This window comes from Paraburkholderia aspalathi (assembly GCF_900116445.1).
In the GTDB taxonomy this organism is placed as follows: domain Bacteria; phylum Pseudomonadota; class Gammaproteobacteria; order Burkholderiales; family Burkholderiaceae; genus Paraburkholderia; species Paraburkholderia aspalathi.
In genome coordinates, this window is sequence record NZ_FPBH01000007.1 from 65,337 (window position 1) to 89,579 (window position 24,243).

20 protein-coding genes are annotated in these 24,243 nt (G+C 61.2%); 9 read left to right on the plus strand and 11 right to left on the minus strand.

Going from position 1 to position 24,243, the window contains the following annotated elements; genetic code table 11:
* Positions 1-2: 2 nt before the first annotated feature.
* Positions 3-1,520 (minus strand): MocR-like pyridoxine biosynthesis transcription factor PdxR, encoded by a 1,518-nt coding sequence (gene pdxR, locus BM438_RS13405; protein ID WP_093634727.1) that lies wholly within the window; start codon positions 1,518-1,520, stop codon positions 3-5.
* Positions 1,521-1,658: 138 nt separating this feature from the next.
* Between pdxR and BM438_RS13410 the strand changes: the two genes are divergently transcribed.
* The gene (locus tag BM438_RS13410; RefSeq protein WP_093634728.1) at positions 1,659-2,942 is read left to right on the plus strand and encodes a 4-aminobutyrate--2-oxoglutarate transaminase; all 1,284 of its coding nucleotides are present in this window, start codon (positions 1,659-1,661) and stop codon (positions 2,940-2,942) included.
* Between the two features lie 873 nt (positions 2,943-3,815).
* Positions 3,816-5,276, plus strand: coding sequence for an NADP-dependent succinate-semialdehyde dehydrogenase (gene gabD / locus BM438_RS13420; RefSeq protein ID WP_093634730.1), 1,461 nt, complete (start codon positions 3,816-3,818; stop codon positions 5,274-5,276).
* 47 nt (positions 5,277-5,323) lie between these two features.
* Here the strand turns inward: gabD and BM438_RS13425 are convergent, their stop codons facing one another.
* From BM438_RS13425 to mdlC, 4 genes are all read right to left on the minus strand, one after another.
* Positions 5,324-6,460 (minus strand): porin, encoded by a 1,137-nt coding sequence (locus tag BM438_RS13425; RefSeq protein WP_093634731.1) that lies wholly within the window; start codon positions 6,458-6,460, stop codon positions 5,324-5,326.
* Between the two features lie 210 nt (positions 6,461-6,670).
* Positions 6,671-7,942 (minus strand): MFS transporter, encoded by a 1,272-nt coding sequence (locus tag BM438_RS13430; protein WP_244179368.1) that lies wholly within the window; start codon positions 7,940-7,942, stop codon positions 6,671-6,673.
* A 356-nt stretch (positions 7,943-8,298) separates the two neighbouring features.
* Complete coding sequence (locus tag BM438_RS13435) at positions 8,299-9,750, minus strand: aldehyde dehydrogenase (RefSeq protein WP_093634733.1); 1,452 nt, start codon at positions 9,748-9,750, stop codon at positions 8,299-8,301.
* A 54-nt stretch (positions 9,751-9,804) separates the two neighbouring features.
* On the minus strand, positions 9,805-11,424 hold the full coding sequence (gene mdlC, locus BM438_RS13440; RefSeq protein ID WP_093634734.1) for a benzoylformate decarboxylase: 1,620 nt from the start codon (positions 11,422-11,424) through the stop codon (positions 9,805-9,807).
* 102 nt (positions 11,425-11,526) lie between these two features.
* Between mdlC and BM438_RS13445 the strand changes: the two genes are divergently transcribed.
* Positions 11,527-12,435, plus strand: a complete 909-nt coding sequence (locus tag BM438_RS13445) for a LysR family transcriptional regulator (protein ID WP_093634735.1) — start codon at positions 11,527-11,529, stop codon at positions 12,433-12,435.
* Positions 12,436-12,581: 146 nt separating this feature from the next.
* Here BM438_RS13445 and BM438_RS13450 read toward each other — a convergent pair whose 3' ends face one another.
* Positions 12,582-12,908, minus strand: coding sequence for a DUF4148 domain-containing protein (locus BM438_RS13450; RefSeq protein ID WP_093634736.1), 327 nt, complete (start codon positions 12,906-12,908; stop codon positions 12,582-12,584).
* A gap of 216 nt (positions 12,909-13,124) precedes the next feature.
* Positions 13,125-14,141 (minus strand): GlxA family transcriptional regulator, encoded by a 1,017-nt coding sequence (locus BM438_RS13455; protein WP_244179361.1) that lies wholly within the window; start codon positions 14,139-14,141, stop codon positions 13,125-13,127.
* A 350-nt stretch (positions 14,142-14,491) separates the two neighbouring features.
* Between BM438_RS13455 and BM438_RS13460 the strand changes: the two genes are divergently transcribed.
* The 5 genes from BM438_RS13460 (at position 14,492) to BM438_RS13480 (ending at position 19,048) form a co-directional block, all read left to right on the plus strand.
* On the plus strand, positions 14,492-15,445 hold the full coding sequence (locus tag BM438_RS13460) for a choline ABC transporter substrate-binding protein (RefSeq protein WP_093634737.1): 954 nt from the start codon (positions 14,492-14,494) through the stop codon (positions 15,443-15,445).
* Positions 15,446-15,516: 71 nt separating this feature from the next.
* Complete coding sequence (gene cdhC / locus BM438_RS13465; protein WP_093634738.1) at positions 15,517-16,446, plus strand: 3-dehydrocarnitine:acetyl-CoA trimethylamine transferase CdhC; 930 nt, start codon at positions 15,517-15,519, stop codon at positions 16,444-16,446.
* 76 nt (positions 16,447-16,522) lie between these two features.
* Positions 16,523-17,488 carry an L-carnitine dehydrogenase gene (locus tag BM438_RS13470; protein WP_093634739.1) on the plus strand — a complete coding sequence of 322 codons (966 nt, stop codon included), beginning with the start codon at positions 16,523-16,525 and terminating at the stop codon, positions 17,486-17,488.
* Positions 17,489-17,585: 97 nt separating this feature from the next.
* Positions 17,586-18,098, plus strand: a complete 513-nt coding sequence (locus BM438_RS13475; RefSeq protein WP_093634740.1) for a thioesterase family protein — start codon at positions 17,586-17,588, stop codon at positions 18,096-18,098.
* Between the two features lie 2 nt (positions 18,099-18,100).
* Positions 18,101-19,048 carry an alpha/beta hydrolase gene (locus tag BM438_RS13480; protein WP_093634741.1) on the plus strand — a complete coding sequence of 316 codons (948 nt, stop codon included), beginning with the start codon at positions 18,101-18,103 and terminating at the stop codon, positions 19,046-19,048.
* A 23-nt stretch (positions 19,049-19,071) separates the two neighbouring features.
* Here the strand turns inward: BM438_RS13480 and BM438_RS13485 are convergent, their stop codons facing one another.
* Positions 19,072-19,914, minus strand: coding sequence for an alpha/beta hydrolase (locus BM438_RS13485; RefSeq protein ID WP_093634742.1), 843 nt, complete (start codon positions 19,912-19,914; stop codon positions 19,072-19,074).
* 220 nt (positions 19,915-20,134) lie between these two features.
* Positions 20,135-20,911, minus strand: a complete 777-nt coding sequence (locus BM438_RS13490) for an NAD(P)H-dependent oxidoreductase (RefSeq protein WP_093634743.1) — start codon at positions 20,909-20,911, stop codon at positions 20,135-20,137.
* 70 nt (positions 20,912-20,981) lie between these two features.
* Between BM438_RS13490 and BM438_RS13495 the strand changes: the two genes are divergently transcribed.
* The gene (locus BM438_RS13495; protein ID WP_093634744.1) at positions 20,982-21,896 is read left to right on the plus strand and encodes a LysR family transcriptional regulator; all 915 of its coding nucleotides are present in this window, start codon (positions 20,982-20,984) and stop codon (positions 21,894-21,896) included.
* Positions 21,897-22,026: 130 nt separating this feature from the next.
* On the opposite strand, the gene BM438_RS13500 is transcribed toward BM438_RS13495, so the two are convergent.
* Together BM438_RS13500 and BM438_RS13505 are read right to left on the minus strand one after the other, a co-directional pair.
* Positions 22,027-23,181: an acyltransferase family protein gene (locus BM438_RS13500; protein WP_093634745.1), complete on the minus strand. Its 1,155-nt coding sequence runs from the start codon at positions 23,179-23,181 to the stop codon at positions 22,027-22,029.
* Between the two features lie 115 nt (positions 23,182-23,296).
* On the minus strand, positions 23,297-24,172 hold the full coding sequence (locus tag BM438_RS13505; RefSeq protein WP_093634746.1) for an aldo/keto reductase family oxidoreductase: 876 nt from the start codon (positions 24,170-24,172) through the stop codon (positions 23,297-23,299).
* Between the last annotated feature and the right edge of the window lie 71 nt (positions 24,173-24,243).

Below are 24,243 nucleotides of genomic sequence, written 5' to 3' on the forward strand. Positions count from 1 at the left end.
GCTCACGCAAACTGCACAAGCGTCGTGTCAATCGCCTCAGCCAGCGTATTGAACGCCGGCGCGATCTCCTCGTCCGGCACACATGCGTAGCCAATCAACAAACCCGAAGGTGCCAGCGACGGCTGCGCGTAATACCCCGACAACGGCCGTACGACGATATTGCGCTCCAGTGCCGCCATAGCCACCGCGCGGTCGTTACTGCCCTCTGGAAATTGCATCACCAGGTGTAAACCGGCATCGCCGCCCACGGCCGGCAGCGCATCGCCATAACGCTGCGCTGCAACGTCCAGCAGGGTCTGACGACGCTGCCCGTAGAGCGTGCGCATCTTGCGGATATGCGACGTGAAATGCCCTTCCGCGATGAACTCCGCGAGCATCGCCTGCTGCAACAACTGCCCTTCCCGATACAACTCCGCGCTCGCGGTCGCAAAGCTCTCGGCCAGCGCTTCGGGGACGACCAGGTAGCCGATGCGCAAGCCCGGAAAGAGCGTCTTGCCGAAGCTGCCCACGTAAATCACCTGCCCGGATCTATCCAGACCTTGCAACGATGCGAGCGGCCGGCTGCCGTAGCGGTATTCGCTGTCGTAGTCGTCTTCAATGATCCAGCACTGATTCTGCCGCGCGTACTCGAGCAGCATGCGGCGCCGCGCGAGGCTCATCACCATGCCCAGCGGATATTGATGCGACGGCGTGACGAGCATCAGCTTCGGCGGCTGCGCGAGATCGTCGGCGGAGGGATTGATGCCTTCTTCGTCGACGGCGATCGGTCGCGATTGCAGGCCGGACACGTGCAGCACGCTGCGCACGCCCCAATAGCAAGGGTCTTCGGTCCAGATCACGTCGCCCGGATCGGATAGCAGGCGCACCGCCAGGTCGACCGACTGGTGGATCCCGGTCGTGACAATGATCTGCTCGGGCGTACAACGCACCGAGCGCGACGTCCGCAAGTAGTCCGCCAACGCGTGCCGCAAAGAAGCCAGCCCGCCGCCCGGCGCGTAGGTCAGCAGGTCCGGGCGCGGCCGGCGCCAATACTTGTTGTGCAGGCGGCTCCACACGCGCGCGGGAAACTTCGTGACATCCGGCACGCCGGGCATGAACGCGCCCCATTGCCGCTTCGAGACGCCTGCCCCCGAGATGAGCCTCGTGCCACGCGTGGACAACGCGCGGCTGCCCTGCAAAGGCAGCGGCAAAGGCAACGACTCGAGCGGCGCGGCCAGCGCCTCGGCGTCGGGCACGCCAACGATCTCGTCCGGCGCGCTTTCGGCGACGAACGTGCCGCGGCCGGTTGCCGAATTCACATAGCCTTCGAGCACCAACTGCTCGTACACCTGCGTGACGGTATTGCGGCCGATGCCCAATTCCTGCGCTAATAGACGCGACGACGGCACCCTACTGCCCGCCGGCAATTCACGCGACAGAATCGCTTGCTGCAACAGCCGATGCAGCTGACGATAGATCGGCTGGCCGTTACCACGGTCAAGGCGCTGCGCCAGCCAGTCGGACAAAACGCTCGCGCGCATGATTGGCTCCTACATTTTTATTGAAATGGCTCTGAAGTTAAGAGCCAAATCTCATTATAGTCGCTGCATGTGCTGCGCTGAGCGTGCGGCGTCCGTTAGCGGCCCCCCCGCAAAAACCGAGGAGCGAAGGAGATAACCATGAAGAATGCTGACCTGAAAAGCCGCAAAGACGCCGCCACGCCCCGTGGCGTCGGCGTGATGTGCGATTTCTACGCCGAGCGCGCGGAGAACGCTGAGCTGTGGGACGTCGAAGGCCGCCGTTTCATCGATTTCGCCGCGGGCATTGCGGTGTGCAACACCGGCCACCGTCACCCGAAGATTCTGGCCGCGATCCGCGACCAGCTCGATCATTTCACGCACACCGCGTATCAGATCGTGCCGTACGCGTCGTACGTCGAACTGGCTGAGAAGATCAACGCGCGCGCCCCGGGCGACTATCCGAAGAAGACTGCTTTCTTCACGACGGGCGCCGAAGCCGTCGAAAACGCGATCAAGATCGCGCGTGCCGCGACCGGCCGTCCGGGCGTGATCGCGTTCACCGGCGGGTTCCATGGCCGCACGATGATGGGCATGGCGCTGACCGGCAAGGTTGCGCCGTACAAGATCGGCTTTGGTCCGTTCCCGGCGGACGTGTTCCACGCCCCGTTCCCGAATCCGCTGCACGGCGTGACGACGGCCGATTCGCTGAAGGCGATCGAATTTCTGTTCAAGGCCGACATCGATCCGAAACGCGTCGCGGCGATTATTTTCGAACCGGTTCAGGGCGAAGGCGGTTTCTACCCGGCGCCGGCCGAGTTCGTGCGCGCGCTGCGCAAGCTGTGCAACGAGCATGGCATCTTGCTGATTGCCGACGAAGTGCAAACGGGTTTTGCCCGTACCGGCAAGTTGTTTGCGATGCATCACTATGACGTGGTGCCTGATCTGATGACGATGGCCAAGAGCCTGGCGGGCGGCATGCCGTTGTCGGGCGTGGTTGGGCGTGCTGATTTGATGGATGCGGCGGCGCCTGGCGGTCTGGGTGGCACGTATGCGGGTAACCCGCTGGCGGTTGCTTCCGCGCATGCTGTGCTCGATATCATCGATGAAGAGAAGCTCTGCGAGCGGGCTACGGTTCTGGGCGATCGTGTCAAGGCGAAGCTGATCGCGCTGCAGAGCGAAGTTCCGCAGATCGCCGATGTGCGTGGTCCGGGCGGGATGGTTGCTGTTGAGTTCTGCAAGGCAGGTGGCACGGAGCCGGATGCGGAGTTCACCAAGCGCGTGCAGGCTCGGGCGCTGGAGCGCGGGTTGTTGCTGCTGGTTTGTGGTGTTTATTCGAACGTTGTTCGGTTCCTGTTCCCGCTTACTATTCAAGACTCCGTTTTTGATGAGGCTATGGGGATTCTTGAAGCGGTGCTTAAGGAGAGTGTTGCTGTAGCTGTTTGATGGTTTTTTTGCCTGCGCGGCGCGCGGGGTGTGTGGACGCGTGCCGCGTGGGCTTTGCTTTTTTTGCCTTTGTGACGCTTGTTGTTAGTGTTCTTAGGGCGTTGCCTTTCCTTGTTCTGGCTTTGGTGCCTTTCCTTGTTCTGGCTTTCGTGCCTTTCCTTGAATTGTTAGTGGTCTATTAGCGTTGCCCCTGTGCGGGGCGGCACCTACTTTTCTTTGCCGCCGCAAAGAAAAGTAGGCAAAAGAAAGCGGCTCAAACCGCTAATGCTAAGTGGGAACCGTAGTTTGCCAAGGGTAGTGGTACATCTGGAATCCGTGTTCTCGCACATTCCGCGTTAGTGACAAAGGTGTCATCAGCTCCCACTCCGCACTGCGTGCGTCGCGGACGGGTCTGCATGGGAAACCGCCGGCTTCGGTTGAGGTTTGTGGGGGCCATCGGCTTCGCCTCGGCGATGCGCCGAAGCGGTCGCGGTGATACACGCCGCGCCACCGTGGCGAGCGTGGCGTGAGCGCGAAAACGCAGCGATCGGTTTTATGAGCGGCTCTTCGGCGCGCGTAGCGCCGCCGGAAGTATGACGCCCTTGTCACAAGCCTATGCAGCGGCACGAACACAGATTCCAGATGCACCACTACCCTGCATGAGCTGCGGGACCCACTTAGCAGGGGCTTCTAGCCGCTTTCTTTTGCCTACTTTTCTTTGCGGCGGCAAAGAAAAGTAGGTGCCCCCCCGCACAGGGGGAACGCTAATAGACCACTAACAAAACAAGGAAAGGCACGAAAGCCAGAACAAGGAAAGGCCAAAGCCCCAGGAACACGGCCAAAAGCGCCGCGCAGGCAAAAACCCCACATCTAAAACCCAGGAACAAACCCAAAATGCCGACGCTAGTCCTAAAAGACCCCTCTCTCCTAAAAACAAAAGCCTACATCTCAGGCGAATGGCAATCCGCCGACGACGCCACGACGTTCGAAGTAAAAAACCCCGCCACAGGCGAAACAATCGCCACAGTGCCCCGCATGGGCACAACCGAAACCCGCCGTGCAATCGACACGGCCAACGCCGCCTGGCCAGCATGGCGAGCCACCACCGCCAAACAACGCGCCACGATCCTGCGTAAATGGCATGACCTCATGCTGGAAAACGCCGACGATCTGGCAACGATCCTCACCACCGAACAAGGCAAACCCCTCGCCGAAGCCAAAGGCGAAATCCTCTACGCCGCCTCGTTCCTGGAATGGTTCGCCGAAGAAGGCAAACGCGTCAACGGCGACACCATCCCCACGCCGGCAAACGATAAACGCATCGTCGTGACGAAAGAACCGATCGGTGTCTGCGCAGCCATCACGCCGTGGAATTTCCCGGCAGCCATGATCACGCGTAAGGTAGGCCCGGCGCTCGCCGCCGGCTGCCCGATCATCGTCAAACCGGCCGAAGCCACGCCGCTCTCCGCCCTCGCCCTAGCCGTGCTGGCCGAACGCGCCGGTGTGCCGCGCGGTGTGTTCAACGTCGTCACCGGCGAGCCGAAAGCCATCGGCGCGGAAATGACCGGCAATCCGATCGTGCGCAAATTGTCGTTCACCGGTTCGACGCCGGTCGGCCGTCTGCTGATGGCGCAGTGCGCGCCGACGGTCAAGAAAGTGTCGCTCGAACTCGGCGGCAATGCACCGTTCATCGTCTTTGAAGACGCGGATTTGGATGCGGCTGTCGCAGGCGCCATCGCGTCGAAATATCGTAATAGCGGACAGACCTGCGTCTGCACGAATCGCTTCTACGTGCACGATAAGGTCTACGACGCATTCGCCGAAAAACTGCGCGTTGCCGTCGAACAACTCAAGGTCGGCCGCGGCACCGAAGACGGCGTCACGCAAGGTCCGCTGATCAACGAAGCCGCCGTGCTCAAGGTCGAATCGCATATCGAAGACGCCCTCGCCAAAGGCGCACGCATCGTCACCGGCGGCAAGCGCCATGCGCTCGGTCATGGTTTCTTCGAGCCGACCGTGCTCGCGGATGTCACGCCGGCCATGAAGGTCGCTCGCGACGAAACCTTCGGCCCGCTCGCGCCGCTGTTCCGCTTCTCATCGGATGAAGAAGTGATCCGCCTCGCCAACGATACGGAATTCGGCCTCGCGTCGTACTTCTATAGTCGCGATATCGGCCGCGTCTGGCGTGTCGCTGAAGCGCTCGAATACGGCATGGTGGGTATCAACACCGGTCTGATTTCGAACGAAGTCGCGCCGTTCGGTGGCGTAAAGCAATCCGGTCTCGGCCGCGAAGGCTCGCACTATGGTATCGACGACTACGTCGTCATCAAGTACATGTGTGTCGGCGGTATCTAAAGCAACGAAGGCCACGTCGGATTATCTGACGTGGCCTTTTTAATCGCTCAGAACGAATGGCGAATGCCGGCCATCACGCCGAGTTGACCGATACCCGGCGCCGGCGTCGTGCCTCCGCCGCCCTGGCTCACCGTATAAGCGGCATGCGGGCTATTGAACAGATACGCACCCTGCAGGTAAACCGCGGAACGCTTCGACAACAGATACGTGGTGCGTAGCGCGGCGATAGTGCCCCGAGTATCGTCTGCGCGATTGATGATGCGGTACACGCCGCCATCGAGAATGAAGGCAGGCGTCACGTTATACGCTGCCGTGACGTAGTACAGATTCGAGCGCACATCCGGCAACGCCGGGGACACCGTCTCGACGTGACGGCCAAGCCAACCCGCCCCGAGTTTTACTGGCCCGATGTGTCCGTAGCCGTTCAATTGCATTCGCACGTCCTTGTCGCCGGATTGTGTCAGCGCAAAAGGTGCCGTGCCGTCGTACAGATTCGCGGCCGCGCCCGGGCCGCCGCGTTGTTCGTCGTAGGCGCCCGCCACGCCGTAGCCGTTCATGTCATAACGCAGCATCGTCGACCATTCGCGGCAACTCTGCGAACTGCCCGGGATCGACCCCACACAGGTGCCCTGCCCCGGCGAATTGCCAGTACCCGCCGAATCGCGGCCGAACGAATAGGTCGCACCGAACGTAAAGCCCGAGAACGTCCCCTTATACGCAATCGTGTTGTCGCTGCGCGCACTCGGCATGTACTGATCGAACGATCCCGTACCGCCATAAATGTCAGGGCCGAGCAGATCGGAATCGAGTATCGCCCAATAGGTCATCGTGTACTGGCGGCCGAAAGTTAACGTACCGTAAGGACTCTCGAGACCCACAAAGGCCTGCCGCCCAAACATACGGCCACCCTGGTTGAGCGTGCCGGCTTTGGTGTTAAAGCCGCTTTCCAGTACGAAGACCGCGGACAACCCGCCACCCAATCCCTCCTTGCCGCGAATCCCCCAGCGCGACGGAAATTCGCCCGTGATGCCCGGCATCCGTACAACGCTATCGCCCGCAGCGTTCGCATGCGTCACGAATTCGATGCCGGTGTCGATGATCCCGTACAACGTCACGCTGCTCTGTGCGAACGACGAAGCGCTGATACCGAGCAACATACTGCCCAAAGCGAGTTTGTATTTCATTTTCTCCGAGTCTCCTGGACCAGTGCTTTGTGTGAACGCACACCAATCCGTATGCGGTCCGCACGCAGCGTTTTTATGTAGCGATACTAATGACAGACGTGACAATACCGACCGCTATGCAAGCCGTCCGATACGCCAAAGATTGACTGCTTCAGATAGCGGCGATCCGCGTGCCACACCGGATCGCCGCGATTCAGGACATTGCGTCCCTCAACCGCCCGGCTTCGGAATATGGCGTTTGACCACCATCAGCGCGACCATCACGATCACCATCGCGATTCCGAGCATCCACAGGTATGACGACGCGCCGCCAGCCGTAATCACCACCGCACCCGCAAACGCGCTGGCAATCGCGCCGAGCCGGCCGAACGCGAGCGCCGATGCGGTACCGGTTGCGCGCACACGGGTCGGATAGACATAAGCGCACAACGCAAACATCGTCGACTGCACCGCGTTGACAAACAGGCCGTGCACGCCAAGACCGAAAATCAGCAAACCGGTGTGGTCGGAGATGTTCACACCAAGCAACAGCAGCGCGCTCGCCGCGCCCCCCGCGCTGCAGAGAATCAACGGCCAGCGCGAACCGGTACGGGCGATCACCACCGCGCACAACAGCGCGCCGACCACACCGCCGAGGTTGTACGCGGTGAGTCCCGACCCCGCTACCGACACCGACAGACCCTGCGTGCTCAGCATCGTGGGCAGCCAGCTGAAGGCGCTATAGACGGCCAGCAGGCATAGGCAGAACGCGCACCAGATCGCCACCGTATCAAGCGCCAGGCCCTCGCGGAACAACGCGGTAAAGCCCGTGTGTTTTTCAACAGCCTGTTCGCGCGAGTCGGTAAACACGCAACCGCTGGCCACCGGACGCGACATCCGGCCAAGCAGGCGTTTGAGTTCCGGCCAGCGCTGCGGCTGCCGGGCGAGAAAGCGCGGCGATTCGGGCAATGTGAAGAACAGCAACACGCTGAGCGCGAGAGGCAGCACACCTCCGATCATGAACAAGCCGCGCCATCCGTACGTCGGCAGAATTTCATGCGCGAACAATCCCGCCACCATGCCGCCGAGCGGCACGCAGACGATCGTCGCGGTGACCGCCAAGGTGCGGCGGCGAGCCGGCGTGAACTCCGCGGTCATGGTCGTCGAGCTCGGCAACGCGCCACCAATGCCGAGGCCGGCGATAAAGCGCAGCACGGCAATCGTCACGATGTCGGGCGCAAAGCTGATGCCGCAAGTGGCGGCGCCGAATACCAGCACGCTACCGATCACCGCCCAGCGGCGGCCGAAGCGATCGGCGAGCAGCCCGGCGCACGCGCTGCCGATGCCCATGCCGATCAAGCCGGCCGCGACCACTGGTGCAAAAGCCGCGCGCGTGACGCCCCACTCCTTGATAAGCACCGGAATCGCAAAGCCGATCAACTGACTATCGAAGCCGTCCAGAACGATCGACAAGGCCGCGAGAAACACCACGATCTTCTGCATCGTGGTGTAAGGGCCTTCGTCGAGCGTGCGGCCGATATCGACGGCATGGCGCCCCTCCTCGACTCCCGCCTGATGGCCGGCAAGTGGCGCATTGGCCTCGCCGGTTGCCGCACTGGCCGAGCCGGCCGGCGGTACATAACTGGTCATGAAGCTGTCTCCTGGTTTGGGCGCGCGATCTGAGCGCCGCGCTTTTGAGGTCACGTTTTTTTAGTCAGTATGTGAGCGAGTGAATGACTTCCAACATTGCCGTTTCGCGCAAAAGCCATGACATGTATGCATGGCTTTCACGACACTGAGTACCGCTGCGAAGAAATTGCGCGCAGCGATACGCAGCGACTTCAACGGCACTCCACCCTTCAGAACGGGTAATGACGCGGCGTGGTCTGCACCGTAATCCAGCGCAGATCCGTAAACTCTGCGATCCCCGCCTGCCCACCGAAGCGTCCAAAGCCGCTACCCTTCACGCCGCCGAACGGCATTTGCGCTTCGTCGTGAACGGTCGGCCCGTTGACATGGCAGATGCCCGATTCGATGCGCCGCGCGACGTTCATCGCGCGCGCGATATCGCGGCTGAACACCGCCGACGAAAGCCCATACTCGTTGTCGTTCGCACAGGCCACGGCTTCGTCTTCGCCGTTGACTCGCACGATGCCCTTCACAGGTCCGAACGATTCATCGCCATAAATGTGCATGGCGGGCGTGACGTGGTCGAGCAGCGTGGCGGGCATCAACGTGCTCTCCGCCTTGCCGCCGCAGACGAGCGTGGCGCCTTTGGCCAGGGCATCGTCGATCAGCGCGTTACAGCGTTCCACCGTGCTCATGTCGACGACCGATCCCAACACGACCGGCCCTTTGCGTGGGTCGCTAAGCGACAGGCCGCGCGCTTTCTGCGCGAGCTTTGCAACGAACTGATCAGCGATCTTTTCGTCGACGATGATCCGTTCCGTCGACATGCAGATCTGCCCCGAGTTGGCGAACGCGCCGAATGCAGCGGCGTTGACGGCTGCATCGAGATCCGCATCGTCGAGCACGATCAACGGCGCCTTTCCGCCGAGTTCAAGTACCGACGGCTTCAGATAGCGCGCACACGTCGCCGCGATGATCTTGCCCACATGTGTGGAGCCGGTGAAATTGACACGCCGGACCTTCGGATGAGCGATCAGTGCCTCGACGACCGCGCTTGCATCGGCCGGAGCGTTGGTGACGAAGTTCACCACGCCCTTCGGCAAGCCCGCTTCCTGCAGCACTTCGATAATCAGTCCGTGCGTGCCGGGGCAGACTTCCGAACCCTTCAGCACGACTGTATTGCCACATGCGAGCGGCAACGCGATCGCACGCACGGCGAGGATCACCGGTGCGTTCCACGGCGCGATGCCCAGCACGACGCCGGCCGGCTGGCGCACGCCCATCGCGAGGCTGCCGGGCACGTCGGACGGGATCAACTCGCCACCGATCTGCGTAGTGAGCGCCGCCGCTTCCATCAATCCGCCGGCGGCGAGATGCACATTGAACCCCGCCCACATTGCCGACGCGCCAGTCTCCGCTGCCATCACCGCGGCGAACGCCTCGCTGCGCGCTTCCAGCGCATGCGCGGCCTTCATTAGCAGCGCGCGGCGCTCGCTCGGCCCCAGCGCGGACCATGCCGGAAACGCCGCTGCCGCGGCATCGGCAGCGGCTACTGCGTCGGCAACCGTCGCCGCGGGAGCACGCGTCGCGACTTCGCCGTCGAGCGGATTGCGGCGCTCGAAGGTGGCGCCGTTACTCGCTTGCACGGCTGCGCCGTTGATCAGCATCGAAATACTCTGCATCGTCCTGTCTCCTGCGGAAAGTTTTATGAATGCGGGCGCGGCGCTCGCTTAATGTCAAGCCACGACGACTTCGACCAGCATCGGTCCGGGTGACGCCAACGCGTCGCGCAGCACGTCATGCAGGCGTTCGGCGTCGGTCACGCGTATGCCCTGGCAACCCATGCCTGCAGCAAGCGCCACGAAGTCGAGCCCCGGCAGATCGGTGCCTTGCACCGGATCGCTTGGACCGAAACCGAATTCCGGCGCAAAGTCCTGCAACGCGGCATAGCGGAAATTGTTCAGGATCACGAATGTGATCGGCAGTTTCATCTGCACGGCGCTATAGATGGCCTGGATCGAATACATGCTGGAGCCGTCGCCGATCAGGCCGATCACGCGCGTGCCGGGCTTCGCCAACGCCACGCCGACAGCAGCCGGCATGCCATAACCCAGGCCGCCGCTATCCATCGTGTAGAAGGTGCCGCTGCGCGTAAACGGCAGATAGTTCTGCATCACCGGGCGCGAGCTCGGCGCCTCCTCGACCACGATGTCGTCCGCATGGCGCACCTCGGCGAGGGTCTGCAATGCGAACGCCACCGACATCAACGAAGACGGCTCTGCGCGCGGCGATACGGTGCGTAGTGCGGGCAACGGGCGCGTCCTCGGCGCGGGCCGTGTCAGTAGATCGGCCACGCCGAGGCGAATATTGCCGACCACCGCCGTGCCGGTTGGCGCCCAAGCCGCAATGGCCGGATCGTCGATCAACTGACACAGCGTTGCGCCGGCCGGCAGATGTGGGCCGTGACCTTCGACGTGATACGTGAAGGCTGGTGCGCCGATCACGAAGATCAGATCATGGCCGCCGAGCAACTCGACGATCTTCTCGCGCATGGCCGGCAAGAAACCGGCGAACAGGCGGTGGTCTTCGGGGAACGCGCAGCGACCTGTCATCGGCGCGACGAACACGCGGGCGTTGTGGCGTTCGGCAAGACGCACGACTTCGTCCCAGCCGCCGGCGCGGTCGACAGCGCCGCCCACCACGAAAGCCGGCCGTTCACAGGCATCGAGCGACGCGCCAATCTGCGCCAGCACGAACGGCTCAGGCCGCGTCTCAGTACTGACTACGCGTGCCGGCACCGGCTCCGCGGCGCGGTCCCAATCGTCGACGGGAATCGACACCAGCACCGGCCCGCGCGGCTCCTGCATCGCCACGTGATAGGCGCGCGCGATCGCCAGCGGCACGTCTTCGGCGCGGGCCGGTTCGATGCTCCATTTGACGTACGGCTTCGGCAATTCGGTGGCTTGCGTCGACGCGAGGAACGGGTCGAACGGCAGAATCGAGCGGGCCTGCTGCCCGGCGGTAATCACGATCGGCGTGCGATTGCGGAACGCGGTGAAGATGTTGCCCATCGCATTGCCCACGCCCGCCGCGGAATGCAGATTGACGAACGAAGCGTTGCGGGTGGCCTGCGCGTAACCGTCGGCCATGCCGACCACGACGGCTTCCTGCAAACCCAGCACATAACGGAAATCTTGCGGGAAATCGCGGAACAGCGGCAATTCCGTCGACCCCGGATTGGCGAACACCGAAGTCATGCCGAGGCGCCGCATGAGATCGATGACAGCGTGGCGCACGGTGAACGATGCGTGTTGAGAAGATCCCGATGCGTCTGAACGGGGCGCGTTGCTGGTCATCCATGTCTCCTAGTGATAAGCGCCGTTTCTTGAAGGCTCATTATCGGAAGCTCAAGGTTGATTGAAAATTGCCTTTTTTGAGAAAAGGCATTACTTTTGCGCATGACTTTCAATCTTCAGCAATTGCACGCGTTTGCAACCATCGTCGCGAGCGGCAGCCTGGGCCGTGCCGCGGAAGTGCTGCACGTCACGCAGCCCGCGCTGAGCCGCACCATCAAGCGGCTCGAGGATCAGGTCGGCGCACCGCTGTTCGAACGGCACTCGAAGGGTATGCAGCTTACTGCGATCGGCAGCGCGCTGCTGCCTCACGCCACGCTGCTGCAGCGCGAAGCCGATCACGCCCGCGAGGAAATCGACGCGATGCGCGGCCTCGCGAAAGGGACGATTCGCGTCGGCGCGGTGGCGAGCATCGCGACGCTCGTGCTGCCGCTCGCGGTAAGCGGCGTGCTCGCACGCTGGCCGAATCTGCGTGTCGAGATCATGGAGGGGGTATGGGACCGGCTTGCCGACAGTCTGATGAAACACGAGATCGATCTCGCGCTCAGCATGGCGGTGCCCGACACGGATGAGATTACGGCGATTGCCGATTGCAGATGGGAAGACACGAGCTATGTGGTCGCGGCGCTCGATCATCCGCTGCGAAACAAAACGGATTTATCGCTTGCCGACACGCTCGATCAGCAGTGGTGCGTGCCGCCGCGCGGGACGGGTCCGTTCGAGCATATGCAGCACGTGTTTGCCGAGCATGGGCTCGGCATGCCGCAGATTGCCGTCGAGACGCGCTCGATCACGGTGCTGAAAAGCCTGGTGACGCGTGCGGGATTTCTAAGCTGGATGGCGACGCCGATGTACGACACCGAAAGCGCGGCTGGCGTGTTCGATACGCTGCCGATTCCGGGTCTCGTCGCGCGCCGTACGTTGACGGCGTTTCGACGCCGTCAGGGGATTTTGCCGAGTCCGGCAGTGAAGCTGTTGGAGCAACTCAGGCAGTTGACTGCAACTCAGGGGTAACGGCTCACATGAGGCCACGAGCGCCGACGGCGTCGTTTAACGCTCAATAGCACAGCGGCCCCGCTTTCACTTGAATGTGAAAGCGGGGCCGCTGTGTATCGCAGTCAATCAGGCAGGCGCGAGACTACTGCTCGCGCCACCGCCTATTAATGACCGACGTAGACAACCGGAGCCGAATACGAGCTCGACGTCGTTTCGGTGCGGCTGCCTGCTTGCGACGAGCCGTTCGTTGCCGTTCCATAACCGCTGGCTTGGGCGACGCCGTTTTGTGCAGCGACGCGGGCTTCAGCAGCCTGAATGTTTGCCGGGTAGTCATCCGCATTCGACAAAGCCGGGTTGTACCCTGCCTTTTCCAGTTGCACCAGCTCCGCACGCACTTGAGCGCGGGTTACCGGCTGATTGGATTGAGCAAAAGCAGCGAGCGGCGCAGTAATGAGAGCAGCGATAACAACAGCTTCGATCAGCGATTTCATGATGACTACCTCCAGAGATTGTTTTTTGCGGCGCTGCAAACCTGTTTGTTTGCAGCCAGTGACGACAGTCTAGGAGGCAGCAGATATAGGGTAAACCCCTAATAAACGAATTCACTGTTGCTAGAAACGGCACAATTGCTTGAACACTTGTTGAAATAAGGATCGTCAAGCCAGCAAATCGGGCTCCCAATGTTTGAGGTCTCGCGCGCAACGAACTCAGCTTTCCAACAATACGGGAGCCGATGCCAGGGTTGCCGGGCTTGCTGACAACACCGTGCTGCCATTTCTGCCGCCCGTCACCTGCCGGTCGCTTCTCGGACTCACGCCGAACCGCGCACGATATGTCCGCGAAAAATGCGAGGGCGACTCGAATCCGCACGCGACACAAATCGAGGTGATCGACATGTCGGTCTGCTGCAGCAACTCGCGCGCACGGGTGAGACGCAGTTGCTGATAGAAATGCGTCGGCGTGTCCTTCAGCGACGCGCAAAACAGCCGCTCCAGTTGCCGCCGTGTCACGCTGATTTCCTCGGCGAGTTGGTCGGGCGTCAGCGGTTCTTCCATATGCTGTTCCATTGCGCCGATCACCTGAATCAGCTTGCGGTTGTGCACGCCGTAACGCGCCGCAATTTCCATCCGCTGATGATCCGAACGCTGCCGGATCCGGCTCACGACGAACTGTTCCGACACCGCCGAGGCCAATGCTGCGCCGTGTTTGCGGCCGATCAGGTCGAGCATCATATCGATCGACGCCGTGCCGCCCGCACAGGTGATGCGCCGCGCGCCGATTTCGAACAGTTCCTGGCTTGCGTTCAGTGAGGGATAGCGCTCGCTGAACGCCGACAGCGCTTCCCAGTGCACCGTCACGCTGTCCGAGCCGCTCAGGAGCGCGGCCTCCGCAAGGATGAAGCTGCCCGTGTCGATGCCACCGAGCGTCGCGCCGACGCGCTCGAGCCGCTTCAGACAATCGCCAAGTACGCGCGTATAGCAGGCGAGCGGCTCGAAGCCCGCCACGACGAATACCGTCTGCGCCTCGTGGACATCGGCGATTGCCGCTTCTGCATTGATCGATATACCGTTGCTGGCCGCGACCGGCGCGCCGTCGAGACTCAGAATGCGCCAGCGGTAGAGATCGCCGCGAAAGCGGTTCGCCACGCGCAAAGGCTCGACCGCCGACATGAAGCCGATCGCCGAAAAGCCGGGCAGCAGCAGGAACGACATATCTTCGGGCATCGTGCGCAAACTCGATCAGGGAAACAGAGGGACACAAACCGCAAGCGAACGCGGGGTTCCGGGCGAGCGTAGCAAGCAGCGCCCAAGCCGGCAAGGCGCACCAAAATTCAGCGCGGTGAATCGATGCTGCGCCGCAATGACGAATGGTGCTGGTTTTCCCTCGTTGTCGCGTGGGAGCAAGAACGGGTCGCTGGCGGTCGCTTTGACGAGAATATGGGGCATTAACGTAACGTCACTCGTGCAGCTCAAGCATGGCTCGAGCCGTATCGCGCAGGTCCGGGGGCCGCTCGGTTTTTCTCGCCGCGGCCATTTCGTAACACGCAGTTCAACGTGTCCGAAGGGGGAACGTCATGAAGTTACGCGTCAAAGCCTTGCTTGCCCATCTTGTCTGTCTGGCGGCCGTCGTCGCTGCGTCGCCGGTACTTGCACAGGATCCCTCCACCTGCCGCGCGGTGCATTTTGCCGACATCGGCTGGACCGACATCACGTCGACCACGGCGCTCGCCTCGACCGTATTCGAGGGACTCGGCTATCAGCCTGTGACGACCGTCGCTTCGGTGCCGATTTCGTTCGCGGGCCTGAAGAGCAAACAGCTCGATGTGTCGCTCGGCTACTGGTGGCCCGTGCAGGAGAAAGCGATTATGCCGTTCATCGATTCGAAATCGATTCAGGTGCTGCAACCGCCCAACCTGACTGGCGCTAAAGCGACCTTCGCCGTACCGAGCTACGAATACGACGCCGGCCTGAAGACGTTCGCCGACATCGCCAAACATCGCGATCAGCTCGACGGCAAGATCTATGGCATCGAACCCGGCAGCAGCGCGAACGCGGCGATTCAGAAAATGATCGCCAGCAATCAGTTCGGCCTCGGCGATTTCAAGCTGATCGAATCGAGTGAAGCGGGCATGCTGGTTTCCGTGGATCGCGCCATTCGCGCGAAGAAATGGGTGGTGTTCCTCGGCTGGGAGCCGCATCCGATGAATATCCAGATCGACATGAAATACCTCACCGGCAGCGACGGCGTATTCGGTCCGAACGATGGCGAAGCACGCGTTTATACGCTGACGTCCCCCGACTTTCTAACGCGCTGCCCGAATGCGGGCAAGCTCGTGAGCAATCTGCGCTTTTCGACGCAACTGGAGAACGTGGTGATGCAGTCGGTGATGAACAAGGAGAAACCTGCCGATGCCGCCAAAGCGTATTTGAAGAAGAACCCGCAAGTACTGGATGCGTGGCTCGCAGGCGTGAAGACGTATGACGGGAAAGACGGTTTGCCGGCGGTGAAGGCCTATCTCGGGCTTTGACTGGGCCGCTTGGACGCTGTCCGTCCTGCATCCATCCAGTCGCGCATTTCAATCCACAGGAACTAGCACGCATGAATCATGAAGTCATCGTGACCTGCGCGGTCACCGGCGCGGGCGATACGGTCGGCAAGCATCCGGCCATCCCCGTCACGCCGAAACAGATCGCCGAAGCCGCTATCGAAGCCGCGAAGGCCGGCGCCACTGTCGCACACTGCCATGTGCGCGATCCGAAAACCGGTCGCGGCAGCCGCGATCCGCAGTTGTATCGCGAGGTTGTCGACCGGATCCGTTCGTCGGGCACCGACGTAATCATCAATCTGACGGCGGGCATGGGCGGCGATCTCGAGATCGGTCCCGGCGAAGATCCGATGCGCTTTGGCGCGGGAACCGACCTCGTCGGCGGCTTGACGCGGCTCGCGCACGTCGAGGAACTGCTGCCGGAAATCTGCACGCTCGATTGCGGCACGCTCAATTTCGGCGACGGCGACTACATCTACGTGTCGACGCCCGCGCAATTGCGGGCCGGCGCGCAACGTATTCAGGAGCTCGGCGTAAAGCCGGAGCTGGAGATCTTCGATACCGGGCATCTTTGGTTCGCGAAGCAATTGCTCAAGGAAGGCTTGCTCGACGCACCGCCGCTGTTTCAGATCTGCCTCGGCATTCCATGGGGCGCGCCCGCCGATACCACCACGATGAAAGCGATGGCGGACAGCCTTCCACCTGGCGCGCAATGGGCCGGCTTCGGCATCGGCCGCATGCAGATGCCGATGGTCGCGCAGGCGATGCTCCTCGGCGGCCACGTGCGTGTCGGCCTCGAAGACAACATCTGGCTCGACAAAGGTGTGCCTGCAACGAACGGCACGCTGGTGCAACGCGCGGTCGAGATCATCGAACGGCTCGGCGGTCGCGCGCTGACACCTGCGGAAGGCCGTCGCAAGCTCGGCCTGCCAGCACGTGGCGAGCGGCAGTTGGAGCGGCGCACGGCGGGACAGTACGCGTGAAGATGTCGCGTTACCCGTTGTGCTTCATATAGCGCGCGGGGAACCAGAGAACTCATAGGCAAAGGAAACATCAGCAATGGCAGTGATCGTCGATATCAAGACATTTTCGGCAATCGGCGCGGGCGTGATCGGCAGCGGCTGGGTAGCGCGCGCGCTCGCGCACGGCCTTGATGTCGTCGCGTGGGACCCTGCTCCCGGCGCGGAGAAACAATTGCGTGAGAACATCGCGAACGCGTGGCCGGCCCTGGAGCGCGTCGGCCTCGCCGAGGGCGCAACGCCCGACAGGTTGCGTTTCGTCGATACGATTGAAGCCTGCGTCGAACAGGCGGACTTCATTCAGGAAAGCGCGCCCGAACGCGAAGAATTGAAGCTCGCCTTGCACGAGCAGATCAGCCGTGCGGCGAAGCCGGATGCGATCATCGCCTCATCCACTTCCGGCCTGCTGCCGAGCGATTTCTATGCGCGGGCGGTGAATCCACAGCGTTGCATTGTCGGGCACCCGTTCAACCCGGTGTATCTGCTGCCGCTCGTCGAAGTGCTCGGCGGCGAACGTACCGCACCGGCCACCATCGACGCTGCGATGCAGATTTATCGTTCGCTGTCGATGCGCCCGCTTCTCGTGCGCAAGGAAGTACCCGGCTTTATCGCCGACCGTTTGCTCGAAGCGCTGTGGCGCGAGGCGCTCCATCTGGTCAACGAAGGCGTGGCGACCACGGGCGAAATCGACGATGCGATCCGCTTCGGCGCGGGCATCCGCTGGTCGTTCATGGGCACGTTTCTGACCTATACCCTGGCGGGCGGCGACGCTGGCATGCGCCACTTCATGCAGCAGTTTGGCCCCGCATTGGAACTGCCTTGGACTAAACTGGTAGCGCCGCAGCTTACTGACGAATTGATCGACCGGGTGGTGGACGGAACGTCTGAACAGGTCGGGGCGCGCTCGATCAAGCAACTCGAACGCTATCGGGACGATTGCATTACGAGCGTGCTGGCGGCGATTGGAGAAGCCAAAGCACGGCACGGCATCCTTGCCGCAGAGTGATACTGTGTGTCGAAAGACGCCCCGCTCTGCCGGGGTGCATCGTCGGCATAAAATCGCTGCGGCCAGCACTTCATAGGGATAAAGGAAACGATTGCATATGCCAACGCCGCACCACGCTTCTCTGCCCTGCTATCGCGACGTCGTGCGCGCCGAGTGGGTCGACTACAACGGCCATTTGCGCGACGCGTTCTACATGCTGATTTTCAGCTTCGCGACTGATGCGTTGATTGATGTGATCGGGCTGCCCGATTCGGTGCGCAAGGAACGCGGCCGCTCGATCTATACGCTCGAAGCGCATATCAACTACCTGCATGAAATCAAGGAGGGTGTGCAAGTTCGCGTCGATATGCGCGTGCTTGGGCATGATGCAAAGCGGCTGCATCTGTACCTCGAAATGTTCGCTGACGATGGCGTTGAACCGGTGGCCGCAGGCGAACAGATGCTGTTGCATGTGGATACGGGTGGACCGCGCGCTATCGCCTTCGACCCGGATGTCGAGGCGCGCGTGCGGGCGTTGGCAGAAGCGCATACTATGTTGCCGGCGGCCAGGTTTGCAGGCCGCGTGATCGGCTTGCCGGTCAAGGCGCCGCGTATTGGTCGCGAGGAGTGAGCATGCTTGAACCGGAGATCGCCGCGTTCATCGAACGGACCGCTGCCATCTATGCAGGGCATTCGACTTCATTGCCACCGAGCGAACAGCGGGCGATTTACGAACACTACGCGGCGGCGCTCACGCCGCCTTTGCCAGCCGATGTGACAACCGAAGACGCTGTGTTTCGCGCAAGCGCCGGCCATCCAATCAACCTGCGGCTTTATCGGAATCGTAGAAAGGCGAGCGGGACACCCGTCGGCACCGTGTTGTACTTTCACGGTGGCGGCTTTGTGCTCGGCTCGTTGGATAGTCACCAGATCGTAACCGCACGAATTGCCGCGGATACCGGACTCGATGTGATTGCGGTCGATTACCGGCTGGCTCCCGAACACCGCGCTCCGGCAGCTCATGACGATTGTCTGGAGATTACGCTCGCCGCACTGGCCGGCCAGTTGCCGTTCGATTCGCTCTCACGTGGCGCACTGCAGTTGGCGGGTGACAGTGCCGGCGCCACGCTCGCTGCCAGCGTCGCGATGCGCTTGCGTGATGACGGAATTCAAGGCGTACGCGGACTTGCGCTGGTCTATCCAATGCTCGGCACCGACCCGCAAATGCCCGCGCGCGAAAGCGAAGCACACGCGCCGATGCTCACGCTTGCCAACGTCCATGCGTTTCGCGATCTGTATTGGGGCGAACGGCCGCCCTATCCTGCGTGGACGATACCGCTCGATGCGGCACGCTTCGACCGACTCCCGCCGGCACTTGCCTTAGCGGCTGAACACGATCCGTTGCGGGACGACGCGACGGTGTTTGTGGAACGCGTTAATGCAGCTGGCGGGCAGGCCCGGTTGTGGATTGGAGCCGGACTCGTGCACGGGTGCTGGCGTGCGCTCGAATCGAGTCCCGGCGTAAAGGCAATGCATCGCACTGTCTGCCAGTTCCTAATCGAGCATTCAAACGTGCGGTGATGGCTCACAAGCCCTGCAGGTCTTCAGGCCTGTGCCGCTGCGCCACTCCGCTTGAATGAACTGGCAAAGAACAGCACCTGGTATTGCACCGCATTCGACCAATACTTCCACGTATGGCCACCAGGCCGCTCCGCGTAATCATGCGGCACGCCCAACTCGACAAGCCGCGCATGCAGCATCCGGTTCGACTGAACAAGCGAATCGTTCACTCCGCAATCGATCGTCAGCGCAATATGCGCATTTCCGAAATTACGCGCGTTCTCGACAATCGCCTCGTTGTTCCAGAAGTCGGCGTGGCGAGTCGGATCCCCAAACACCTGATCGATCCCGGGCTCATCCTCGCACCCGCGCGGATCGACCGCTCCGCTAATACTTCCCGCGGCGCCGAATTCGTCCGGCCGGTCTAGTGCGATATGCAGCGCCCCGAAACCGCCCATGCTCAAGCCCGTAATCGCGCGCGCCTCACGCGTCGCAATCGTGCGGAAATGCGTGTCGATATATCCGACGACTTCTGTGCCTACATAAGTTTCGTAACGGCTGCGCGGATCGACAGGACTATCGATATACCAGCTCTCATGACCGCCGTCGGGCATGACGAGGATCACGTGGTAGCGGTCGGCCAGTTTGCCGATGTGCGAATTCGTGGTCCAGTCGGTGTAGTCGCCACCTGAACCGTGCAGCAAATAGACGACGGGAAAGCGATCGGCCGCCTTGCCGTGCGTGTATTGGTCAGGCAGCACCACCGTCGCCTCGAGCGACTTATGCATGGCCGCGCTGGGAATGGTGACGATCCTGGACTGGAACGCCCAGACCGGGTTCGTGAAAAGCAGCGTCAGAATGAGCCAGAACGCACGATTCATTTTCATGGTTTGTCGCTCTCCCCCTTTCTATGTGTCCAAAGAACACTGTCTGGCATCTAGCGGCAAAATTCTGTCAATGACTCTAACAACGGCGACTTACAACCAAATTTCAACGAAGCATACGGTCCCGTCAGCTTGGCGCCATTCCGGGCGAGCTGGAACGGCCCAAACCGAACGTCTATTTAACAATTACACCCTGCTCACGAATGTGGGGAACGCAACGCATCTATTCAATGTGCGCTGAAAAGCCGACCTCATCCGTAGCAACGTCAGGTCGCAATGTAAGCGCCGGGATGTCATAGGCACCGGCGTTCTGCGGGCGAAACGGTATCGGTGCAGTCTTCCAGAGATCATCGAGACGGTGCCCAAGCGCGTCTTGCACTTCAGAAAAGCGTGCTTCATCGATCCGGCTTGTGCGATGGATCACGAACGGTGGCAACACGTCGAAACCGGGGTAATACAGAATGCCGTGCTGGATGGGGAACAACACATCGTCGATCGGACCGTTGATACCACGCGGGCTGTAATGTGATTCCCAGCCACCTGTTGTCACGACCAGCATCGCCCGCTTGCCTGCCATGTTGCCTTCCCCGTAACGGTCGCCCCAGCGCGCGTCGGAGTGCTCCCCGACGCCATACGCGAAGCCATATGCATAGACACGTTCCACCCAGCCTTTCAGGATCGCAGGCATCGAGAACCACCACAGCGGAAACTGCAAAATCACTGCATCCGCCCACTTCAACTTCTCCTGTTCGAGTGCGATGTCCTGGCTTTGCCGTCCGTCCTTGAAAGCACGCTTCGAATCGAGAGAGGGATCGAAGCGCGCACCCGGTTGCCTGTCCAGGCTGTCGTTTGCATCGAGCGATGCTTTCCAGTTCATCGCATACAGATCGGATACCTGGACGACGTGTCCGGCATCCTCGAGACGCTTGACCGAAAAGTCCTTAAGGGATCCGTTCAATGACCTGGGTTCCGGATGTGCATAGACGAGAAGAACATTCATGACCTGACCTCCATTGCAAGAAAGCACCACGATAGGTCTCTTGCCGGTATATTGGAAATGAATAACCAATATGTCAGGTATTGCTATGAATAATCTCAGACGGCTGGATCTCAACCTGCTGGTAACACTCGATGTCCTGTTGTCGGAGCACAATGTGACCCGCGCAGCCGAACGCCTGAACTTCTCTCAGCCCTCGGTGAGCGTGCATCTTGCCAAGCTGCGGGATATCTTTGGCGACCCGTTGTTGCTGCCGGGTCCCCGAGGCATGCGCCCCACCGCGAGAGCCGAAGAATTGCGCGAACCTTTGCGCCAGGCGCTCGACGCACTTGAGCACGCGGTATCGCCAGCCAGCCCGTTTAATCCAGCCGAAGCGAGTCATACATGGCGCGTTGCCGCGACCGACTATGCCGAATCGACGATCCTGCTGCCCGTCCTTTCCAGCTTGCGCGCGGCCGCGCCCGGCACGCGGCTCGCGATCGTGGAAGCTGCTCCGCCACGCATCGCGAAGCAGGCGGAACAGGGAGACATCGATCTGGCGTTTCATACCAGCGAAGGCGCGCCGCCCGAATTGCGCGGGCGATTGCTTTTCAAGGAGCGGTATGTGCTGGCAGGCCGCGCGGATCACCCGCGCCTGAAACGCCGGCCAACGCTTGCCCAGTTCTGCAAACTGGAGCACGTGATCGTGTCGCCGGATGGTGGCGGGTTTAGCGGCGTCACGGACGAAGCACTGGCTGAGGTGGGTCTCACGCGCAGGGTTGTGCTTTCGGTTCCGCACTTCCTGTTCGTGATGTCAGTCCTCGCGAGCACTGACCTCGTGGCGATGGTGCCGGCGCGATTGGTGCGCGGCAATGGCGCGCTCAGGGTCGTCGAGGCACCGGTTGAAGTGCCAGGATATGAAATGGCGATGCTCTGGCACGAGCGCTCCCATCGAGATCCGGCGCACCAATGGTTGCGGGAATGCATTGTGGACGCGGTGGCGACTTGAACGCCTGTGTATGCGCCGAAGCACAGGTCGGCGCCAACGCAATGAGCGGCTGAAAATCGCGCGGCTTGAATCGACCGCCGTTCAATCCCGTATACACGATGGCGTGGCCTTCGCAACAAAGCTATTCAAATCAAATCACGGACTGTCCCGGTTCGCCATTGGGAACCCGCGTCGTCATATCCGCAAAGCGTGCCTTGATGCGCTTGCGCATGGGCTCTTCGTAGAATTTGAAGCAGAGCAGGCTTACCAGCACGCTAAAGACGATCACTATCCATCCATTCGATCGTCCGAATCCGATCATCAACGACCAGAGCGCGATGGGCATGTGCGTGAGATAAAGCGAATAGCTCGCCTCGCCTAACCGCACCAGAGGCCGCCAGCTCAATATGCCCACAACAGGCCGCTCCAGTAGCGCGAGGCCCAGTATCAGTGCAGCAAAAAACGGAGCGTCGAGGAAGAACGAAGGTGACACAGGCCGCCATACGCTCAGTCCCACGAGCCCCGTCAGAGCCAGTGCCACAAGCGCCTTCCCCCGGACATGCTGCGATCCGGCGCCTGCCTGCAGGCGTTGATAGAAAAGAGCCGAACAGATGCCCATGACGAACTCCGCGAGCCGCGTCACCGGCATGGCGTAAATCATCGCGCCGCTGCGTGAGACCGGCATATAGGCATCCAGCAGCGCGATCCACACTCCAGTGGTGAGCCACAACGCAATGCAAAAAAATGCGAGCCGTGCAGGCTTCAACCCGGCCATCCTGCGCACCAGAAACGGGAACAGCAGATAAAAGAATGCCTCGCAAGAGACGCTGTCTGACGGTCCGTTCCAGGGTTGATTGATGGCCGAAAAAGGAAACCATGCATTGAGTAGAAGCAGCTGGCAAATCAGGCTAATGGCCAACGCCGGGTAGATTGCACCCTTGAGGGCATACCACTTCAGCATCAGCGAAGCATCGCCAGCATGCACAAGGTAGATCACCACTGGAACGCACATCAGAAGGCCGAGCAGGATCACCGGATAGATCCGTGCGATACGTGCCTCGTAAAAAGTACGAACGCTTCCGTGGACGAGTTTGTCGCGATAGGTGAAGGTGAGGATAAAACCGGAAAGGACGAAGAACAGCGACACAGCAGAACGGCCCCCGTCCAGGAAGTTAAAGACGGAGGCCGGCAACGGCAGGAGTTGATTTTCTGAGTAGTGCGAGATGACAACCGCAAATGCGGCCATGAACCGGATACTGGTCAACGCGGGAAACGCACCGCCGGACTGGTTCGAGCTCACCGCCATCAGTATCGCCTCCTGATTACGCGGGGCTCAATCTACCATCGCAATCCGGCAAAACCTGCACGCCATGCGGCAATTCCTGCTGTGATGGCGGAACGTTTGGGTAGTTTGGCGCGAATTACCTGAGCGATTCGCCAATTGCGTCCAGCTCAGCGCGCACCTCGTCAGTCAATTTCAAGTGTGCTGCCTGCATGTTTTCCCGCAGATGCCCTACCGACGAAGTACCCGGAATCAGCAAGATGTTGGGCGCGCGATGCAGGAGCCAGGCGAGCGCCACCTGCATCGGCGTCGCGCGGATCTTTTGCGCGATCGTGGAAAGCGCTGACGACTGGATCGGCGTGAATCCGCCAAGCGGGAAGAACGGTACGTAGGCGATGCCTTTCGCTGCCAGTTCGTCGACCAGCGCATCGTCTTCACGGTGAACCAGGTTGTAGTGATTCTGTACGCAGACGATCTCCGCGATGCCCTGTGCCTCGGCAACCTGAGTCGCGGTTGCATTGCTCAGGCCGATATGGCGAACCAGCCCTCGCTGTTGAAGTTCGGCAAGCGCCACGACCTGCTTTTCAATCGAGCCTTCGGAGGGGGCATGCACGTCGCCCATGATTCGCATATTGACGACGTCGAGTGCATTGAGACCAAGATTGCGAAGGTTGTCGTGAATGCCACGCTCGATATCTTCCGGCTCGAGCGCCGGCAACCACGAACCATCGCTGCCACGAACCGCGCCAACCTTGGTGACGATCACGAGGTCATCCGGATACGGATGCAGTGCTCCGCGAATCAGCTGGTTGGTGATGTGAGGGCCGTAGAAGTCGCTCGTATCGATGTGATTGACGCCCGATGCCACCGCTTCGCGCAGCACGGCGATCGCCGCGTCGCGATCTTTCGGCGGTCCGAATACGCCGGCGCCGGCCAGCTGCATAGCGCCATAGCCCATGCGTTGCACGGGGTGGCCAGCCAGCGGGAATGTGTCCGCGGAGGTGAAGTTCGACATAGGGCGCTCCTTGAGGTGAGAGGTTGAGCGGCAGTATGACGAGGATTGCATTGTTCGATAACCAGGCCTAA

Excerpts from the sequence above, each read along its gene's own strand:
- BM438_RS13450 (WP_093634736.1), bottom strand. The coding sequence starts at position 12,908 with ATGAAATCGCTGATCGAAGCTGTTGTTATCGCTGCTCTCATTACTGCG.
- BM438_RS13455 (WP_244179361.1), bottom strand. The coding sequence starts at position 14,141 with ATGCCCGAAGATATGTCGTTCCTGCTGCTGCCCGGCTTTTCGGCGATC.
- BM438_RS13435 (WP_093634733.1), bottom strand. The coding sequence starts at position 9,750 with ATGCAGAGTATTTCGATGCTGATCAACGGCGCAGCCGTGCAAGCGAGT.
- BM438_RS13490 (WP_093634743.1), bottom strand. The coding sequence starts at position 20,911 with ATGAATGTTCTTCTCGTCTATGCACATCCGGAACCCAGGTCATTGAAC.
- BM438_RS13430 (WP_244179368.1), bottom strand. The coding sequence starts at position 7,942 with ATGCAGAAGATCGTGGTGTTTCTCGCGGCCTTGTCGATCGTTCTGGAC.
- BM438_RS13475 (WP_093634740.1), top strand. The coding sequence starts at position 17,586 with ATGCCAACGCCGCACCACGCTTCTCTGCCCTGCTATCGCGACGTCGTG.
- BM438_RS13505 (WP_093634746.1), bottom strand. The coding sequence starts at position 24,172 with ATGTCGAACTTCACCTCCGCGGACACATTCCCGCTGGCTGGCCACCCC.
- pdxR (WP_093634727.1), bottom strand. The coding sequence starts at position 1,520 with ATGCGCGCGAGCGTTTTGTCCGACTGGCTGGCGCAGCGCCTTGACCGT.
- cdhC (WP_093634738.1), top strand. The coding sequence starts at position 15,517 with ATGAATCATGAAGTCATCGTGACCTGCGCGGTCACCGGCGCGGGCGAT.
- BM438_RS13470 (WP_093634739.1), top strand. The coding sequence starts at position 16,523 with ATGGCAGTGATCGTCGATATCAAGACATTTTCGGCAATCGGCGCGGGC.
- BM438_RS13500 (WP_093634745.1), bottom strand. The coding sequence starts at position 23,181 with ATGGCGGTGAGCTCGAACCAGTCCGGCGGTGCGTTTCCCGCGTTGACC.
- gabD (WP_093634730.1), top strand. The coding sequence starts at position 3,816 with ATGCCGACGCTAGTCCTAAAAGACCCCTCTCTCCTAAAAACAAAAGCC.
- BM438_RS13410 (WP_093634728.1), top strand. The coding sequence starts at position 1,659 with ATGAAGAATGCTGACCTGAAAAGCCGCAAAGACGCCGCCACGCCCCGT.
- BM438_RS13480 (WP_093634741.1), top strand. The coding sequence starts at position 18,101 with ATGCTTGAACCGGAGATCGCCGCGTTCATCGAACGGACCGCTGCCATC.
- BM438_RS13445 (WP_093634735.1), top strand. The coding sequence starts at position 11,527 with ATGACTTTCAATCTTCAGCAATTGCACGCGTTTGCAACCATCGTCGCG.
- mdlC (WP_093634734.1), bottom strand. The coding sequence starts at position 11,424 with ATGACCAGCAACGCGCCCCGTTCAGACGCATCGGGATCTTCTCAACAC.
- BM438_RS13460 (WP_093634737.1), top strand. The coding sequence starts at position 14,492 with ATGAAGTTACGCGTCAAAGCCTTGCTTGCCCATCTTGTCTGTCTGGCG.
- BM438_RS13495 (WP_093634744.1), top strand. The coding sequence starts at position 20,982 with ATGTCAGGTATTGCTATGAATAATCTCAGACGGCTGGATCTCAACCTG.
- BM438_RS13485 (WP_093634742.1), bottom strand. The coding sequence starts at position 19,914 with ATGAAAATGAATCGTGCGTTCTGGCTCATTCTGACGCTGCTTTTCACG.
- BM438_RS13425 (WP_093634731.1), bottom strand. The coding sequence starts at position 6,460 with ATGAAATACAAACTCGCTTTGGGCAGTATGTTGCTCGGTATCAGCGCT.